Annotated in this window: 4 protein-coding genes, 3 tRNA genes and 1 pseudogene; 7 read left to right on the forward strand and 1 reads right to left on the reverse strand. The window is 42.1% G+C overall.

Features of this window, described 5'->3' with window-relative positions:
* Positions 1–640: 640 nt before the first annotated feature.
* Positions 641–1,054, forward strand: a pseudogene (msrB, locus tag ACJAT7_RS17495) (peptide-methionine (R)-S-oxide reductase MsrB); the annotation flags it as partial.
* Here msrB and ACJAT7_RS17500 read toward each other — a convergent pair.
* On the reverse strand, positions 1,024–1,452 hold the full coding sequence (locus ACJAT7_RS17500; RefSeq protein WP_415228086.1) for a GNAT family N-acetyltransferase: 429 nt from the start codon (positions 1,450–1,452) through the stop codon (positions 1,024–1,026). The pseudogene msrB and the gene ACJAT7_RS17500 overlap by 31 nt on opposite strands.
* An 86-nt stretch (positions 1,453–1,538) precedes the next feature.
* Between ACJAT7_RS17500 and murB the strand changes: the two genes are divergently transcribed.
* The 6 genes from murB (at position 1,539) to ACJAT7_RS17530 (ending at position 5,270) form a co-directional block, all read left to right on the forward strand.
* Entirely contained in the window at positions 1,539–2,603 is a 1,065-nt protein-coding gene (murB, locus tag ACJAT7_RS17505; RefSeq protein WP_415228087.1) for a UDP-N-acetylmuramate dehydrogenase, read from the forward strand.
* Positions 2,590–3,561: a bifunctional biotin--[acetyl-CoA-carboxylase] ligase/biotin operon repressor BirA gene (birA, locus tag ACJAT7_RS17510; protein WP_415228088.1), complete on the forward strand. Its 972-nt coding sequence runs from the start codon at positions 2,590–2,592 to the stop codon at positions 3,559–3,561. Before murB ends, birA begins: the two co-directional genes overlap by 14 nt.
* Positions 3,562–3,767: 206 nt before the next feature.
* Positions 3,768–3,843, forward strand: a tRNA-Thr gene (locus tag ACJAT7_RS17515).
* A 10-nt stretch (positions 3,844–3,853) separates the two neighbouring features.
* Positions 3,854–3,937: transfer RNA gene (locus ACJAT7_RS17520), tRNA-Tyr, on the forward strand.
* A gap of 112 nt (positions 3,938–4,049) precedes the next feature.
* Positions 4,050–4,124, forward strand: a tRNA-Gly gene (locus ACJAT7_RS17525).
* 528 nt (positions 4,125–4,652) lie between these two features.
* Positions 4,653–5,270: a PEP-CTERM sorting domain-containing protein gene (locus tag ACJAT7_RS17530; protein ID WP_415228089.1), complete on the forward strand. Its 618-nt coding sequence runs from the start codon at positions 4,653–4,655 to the stop codon at positions 5,268–5,270.
* Positions 5,271–5,562: the final 292 nt, after the last annotated feature.

Consider the following 5,562-nt stretch of genomic DNA (forward strand, 5'->3'; position numbering starts at 1 on the left):
TTGGGGTTAGGTCATTTATACCCAAGCTACTTCAAGATGCAGGAATCAGCAAGTCGATAAATGATGAGATTCTAGGCAGCAGGTTGATGATCTAGTCATTCTAAATCAAAACCTGCTAACAACGAAGATTATCGTTGATCGCCTTGCCCGAAGGGAGTTTCACCCGAAAGCTAGCACTGCGTTATAACACTTGAAAAGGGAATAACCATTCTCAGCATGTTATGCCTTGTTCTAGCATCCGGGTGAAGCTCTGAATCTGCATCTTGAAGTAGTTTGGGTATATACGCAGATATAAAAAACCCGCGCATCGCACGGGTTCTGGAGTTTTAACTGATCGTTACTCAGCCACCCGCCGCCCGTATGCAGTAAGCATAAACAGTAAACTTGGCAGTAGTGGGAAAAACGTTTTCATCAATCAATCTCTAAAATTCAATCTATTGCTTAATAATTACCGTTTTTTAGTAAATGCGTCAAGTTGTTATTGAGAATAAAGGCAGAAAAATGACCATAACGTTTGTAACGTTTAATTTAGGGAAATAAAACCGTAACATTGAATCTATACTCAAACGAATTGAATAGAATATTTTGCAGTCAAGGGAGAATAAAAATGTCAGATGATAAAAAGCTAACGTTAGAGGAATTACGCGCAAAACTTAATCCAATGCAGTTTAGTGTTACCCAGGAGGAGGGGACAGAGCCTGCGTTTAGTAACGAATACTGGGATAACAGTGTGCCGGGAATTTATGTGGATATTGTTTCCGGTGAATCTCTTTTTAGCTCATTAGATAAATTCGACGCGGATTGTGGTTGGCCGAGTTTCACCCAGCCGATTGCCGGCCAGTTATTAACTGAGAAAACCGACAGCCAGCTATTTGCGGTACGCACTGAAGTGCGCAGCCAACAGGCGGATTCCCATTTAGGGCATCTGTTTGCCGATGGCCCCGCTCCGAAAGGGCTGCGTTACTGCATTAACTCCGCAGCACTGCGTTTTATTCCCGTCGAGGAGATGGCTGGGCAGGGTTATCAGGATCTGTTGCCGCTCTTCGCGGAATAAACCATTAGCAGTAAATCTTGTTTTTTCCGATATAAAAGAAATCGGCTGCTGATTGAGGCGGGTATATTATCGCTGCTGTCGACAGGTTGAAAACCAAGCTGCTGGTAAAAGTGGCCAAGGCGGGGATAGGGAAAGCAGTAAACGGGCTGTTCTTGCAAAAGCAGAAGAGTAGCAATTAACCGCGAGGCATAACCTTGTCCTCTCAGCGATGGATCGCACGCCACCCCCGTCAACAACAGGTGACCATCGAGTGTGGTTAACTTCGCTGCGCATATTATGCGTTTATCTTTAAGGATAAAGACCGCTTCATTTTTACTGGCCATGCCTTTTCTATAAACCTGTTTATAGAATTTATTTACCCACGGGTATTTAATTTTTTCCAATTCGATAAACTGCAATCCGTTATCCTGCAAAACATTCCCTTATTATTTTTGTTTCATCTAACGGTTAAGGTAAACTAATTACTCTATTTACACAGGGTATAATGATGATTGAAAGCAATAGCTCACTCAAGGCATTTAACACTTTTTCTATCGAAGCTAAAACGCAAAGCCTATTTCATTTTAAAACGCTCCAACAGTTACCCGAGTTATTGGCTCTGGTTAAAAGAGTGCGGGCAGAAAAACGACCTGTGCTTATTTTAGGTGCGGGCAGTAATATTTTATTCTGCGAAGATTTCAGCGGTTTAGTCATTAAAGTGGAACTGTCCGGTGTTGATATTATTGAGTCGCCAGAGAGTTATCAGTTACAGGTTGCTGCGGGTGAAGATTGGCATCAGTTAGTCACCGACAGTATTGATAAAGGGATTGACGGGCTGGAAAATCTGGCACTTATTCCCGGCGTGGTTGGCGCTGCACCCGTACAAAACATAGGGGCATACGGCTGCGAGTTTAAAGATTTTTGTGAGTCGGTTGAATATATTGATTTAGATTCGGGTGAATTTTTCAATTTAAGCGCCGCAGCTTGCTTATTTGGCTATCGTGACAGCATCTTTAAAAGTAAAAAGATGGAAAATGCGTTAATCACCAAAGTGACTTTAACATTACCTAAAAAATGGCAACCACACAGCCGCTCCGGTGTGTCCAATCAATCAGATGCAGCGCAAAAGGTGACCGCAAAAGAGATTTATCACTCTGTCTGTCAAACCCGCAGTGAAAAACTGCCCGATCCGGAGCAGCTCGGCAATGCCGGCAGCTTTTTTAAAAATCCGGTTGTTAGTAAACAGCAAGCCGAACATCTGCTTAACCTCTATCCTAATATGCCGCATTATCCGCAAGCTGACGGTAACATTAAGCTGGCAGCCGGCTGGTTGATAGAGCAGGCAAATTTAAAGGGCGTACAGTGTGGTGGTGCGGCCGTACATCAGCAGCAGGCATTGGTATTGGTCAATCAAGATAATGCGTGTGCAACAGATATTGTCGAGTTGGCTGAATTAGTGCGTGCCACTGTCGAAGAGAAATTTAATGTCAGTTTAGATCACGAGGTGCGTTTTATTGGCAGCCAGGGTGAAACTAACTTAAAAGAGGTGCTCCAACATGTCAGAGCTTAATGAACAGGGCAATGTTCTGCTAACTTTATTAGCCGACGGCGAGTTTCACTCCGGTGAAAAGATTGGTGAACTGCTCGGCGTTTCACGTACCTCGGTGAATAACTATATAAAAGCGTTACAGGAAATTGGTTTAGATATTTATAAAGTGACAGGTAAAGGCTATCGCAGCGCCGTGCCGATTGATCTTTTAAATGCACAGACAATTAAAAATCTCAGTAAAAATAGAAACGTACATGTTGAGCAGATATTAGATTCAACCAATCAATGGTTACTGGATCGTCTCCCCAATTTAGAAAATGGGCAAAGCTGTATCAGTGAATGCCAGTTAACAGGAAGAGGGCGCCGCGGCCGCACTTGGGTTTCCCCTTTTGCATCCCACTTGTACTTTTCCTTCTATTGGCGCTTTGATTCCGGCATAGATAAGCTCTCTGGTCTGAGTTTATTGGTCGGTATTGCGGCAGTGAATGCGCTGGATAAAATAGGTCTGCACGGTGTCACCCTAAAATGGCCGAATGATCTCTATTATCAAGGGAAAAAATTAGCCGGTATTTTAATTGAGTTAAATGCACAGGCAACGGAAGCTTGCCATACGGTTATCGGTATAGGCATTAATGTACGTATGCCGCCGGAACAGGCAAAGTTAATTGATCAACCTTGGAGTGATTTAAGTCAGTTGAGCGGTGAAAAGGTGGATCGCAACCTGTTAAGCGCGGCTTTAATTAATGAATTACAGACTTTATTACCGCAATATGAGCAAACAGGGCTGCACCCCTATCTAACTCGCTGGCTCGATTTGGATTGTTTTTTGAATAAAGCGGTTAATTTATTAATAGCGGGTAAAACAGAAGCGGGAATTTGCCGCGGTATTAATGAAAGCGGTGCGCTGTTATTAGAGCGTGATGGGGTGGTTGAACCCTATATTGGCGGTGAAATTTCACTGCGTTTAGCTAAACAGTAAAATTCAGCAAGCATCTGATTAATAGCCGCGTAAGGAGAAGGCACTGAGCAGTTAGCCAATGAATTCTTCCGCCCTGGTGAATTAACCAGCAAAATAGCGGAGAGTTGTTTTGTTTTTAAGCAAACAGTCACTAAATGCAATTTTTTTGCAAAGAAAGGCTTGCAAGGTTAATCCAACTTCTCTATTATTCGCACCACTTAGACGGCGCCGACTTAGCTCAGTCGGTAGAGCAACTGACTTGTAATCAGTAGGTCACCAGTTCGATTCCGGTAGTCGGCACCATTTAAGTCTAGGAGGGGTTCCCGAGTGGCCAAAGGGAGCAGATTGTAAATCTGCCGCGTAAGCTTCGGTGGTTCGAATCCACCTCCCTCCACCATTTTTATTTTCACAACGCCACATTGTGAAACGCAACGCATTTATGCTTTGCAAAGTAACTTACAATGCTATGCATTGTTTTTTGCTATTTATGATACAATTTAAAAAACTATGCGGGCATCGTATAATGGCTATTACTCCAGCCTTCCAAGCTGATAATGTGGGTTCGATTCCCACTGCCCGCTCCAAGTTTCTTGTTAAAAAGAACTTCCTAAAATCAACCTCTTATGGTTGATTTTTGCGTTTTAGCCTTCCTGGAAAGTTATCAGTAAAGTAATTCGGTGACAAAAAAATAGTGAGTGACCCGGACTTGCCAATATTCAATTAGCACCTTACTAAGGGATGCTGATGTTTTAATTCAACTGCAATAAAAATAATTATTCTGCTGCAATCGCACAAATACCCGCGCATATCTGGTGCGAATGTGAGTTTTTCTAATAGAAAAATTTCAAAAAAAAGATTGGCTGACCTGTTTGTTACTGTTTGTTATTTATGAAGGGAACATCACCTTTGAAAAGCAACATGTGTCGATTAAATTAACACTTTCACACGCTCATTTATTTAAAAAACCATAAGTCACTGATTTTAATGCCTTTATAAATCCGGCTCAAATTTTGCATTCGTGTTGTATATCGTTCGATCTTGTAGTGTAAGAGCGGCAAATACAATTTATTTTTAAAGAGCGGATCTTTAAAAAAAACATGCAAGGAATTTTTATGAAAAATAAAATTATAGGATTAGCTGTAACTGGTGCAGTACTTCTGGGGGCATCAGCAGCTTCATACGCTTCACCAATCACTGACGTTAAAGAGTACTCTAACAACAGTGTTACAGAATTTTTTGTGAAAGATGATGCTAGCAAAAGACAATCTCCATATTACAGAGGTCCTACTGAAGATTGGGGATGGACTCACAACGCTATCGCAGGTTCTTTTTCATCGATCATATTAGATATCTCTGCGTATGATGTAGATACACCACACGAAGTTGATAATATTTCAATTTATGATGGCTCATCATGGTTTCAAGTGGGGAAATTAGCAGGACTAAATAATACTTGGAATTTTACTGCTTTTGATTTGTCATCATATTCTTGGGCTGGAGATCAAGTAAATGCAGGCCTACAAGTTAAAATGGACATTAGTTCTGGAAGTAGCGGCTGGTGGGTTGCTTTAGGTAAGTCATCTTTGTCAGTAGATGGCGGAAGCCAGACTTGCGTAGCAACTCCTGGTGTACCATGTGTATCTGTTCCAGAGCCGGCAAGCGTAGCTCTATTAGTACTTGGTTTCGCTGGTCTTGGTTTTACACGTCGTAAAGCTGCTAAGAGAAGCTAAAACTTTTAGCTTTTCTATAAAAAAACGCGACAATATGTCGCGTTTTTTATGGAAGACTATAAATCTCCGCCTCAGCAAAATTTCCTTTCTCTTTAAGCCATGCTTTGCGATCAGATGCGAAAAGCACTGGCTGTGCTGCTCTTTGCTTTTCTGCCTTTTGCTTTTCTGCCTCTGGGGTAAGGGCACGCAGAGCTTAGCCCGTTCATGACACTGAACTGTCGTAAATGACTCCGGGCGTCCTGCCCTACGTCTTTCAGGTCGTTGTCGTAAACTCCAACGTTCAAATTTGTTC

Source organism: Psychromonas sp. (assembly GCF_047632995.1).
Classification (GTDB): Bacteria; Pseudomonadota; Gammaproteobacteria; order Enterobacterales; family Psychromonadaceae; genus Psychromonas.

Excerpts from the sequence above, each read along its gene's own strand:
- ACJAT7_RS17530 (WP_415228089.1), top strand. The coding sequence starts at position 4,653 with ATGAAAAATAAAATTATAGGATTAGCTGTAACTGGTGCAGTACTTCTG.
- birA (WP_415228088.1), top strand. The coding sequence starts at position 2,590 with ATGTCAGAGCTTAATGAACAGGGCAATGTTCTGCTAACTTTATTAGCC.
- murB (WP_415228087.1), top strand. The coding sequence starts at position 1,539 with ATGATGATTGAAAGCAATAGCTCACTCAAGGCATTTAACACTTTTTCT.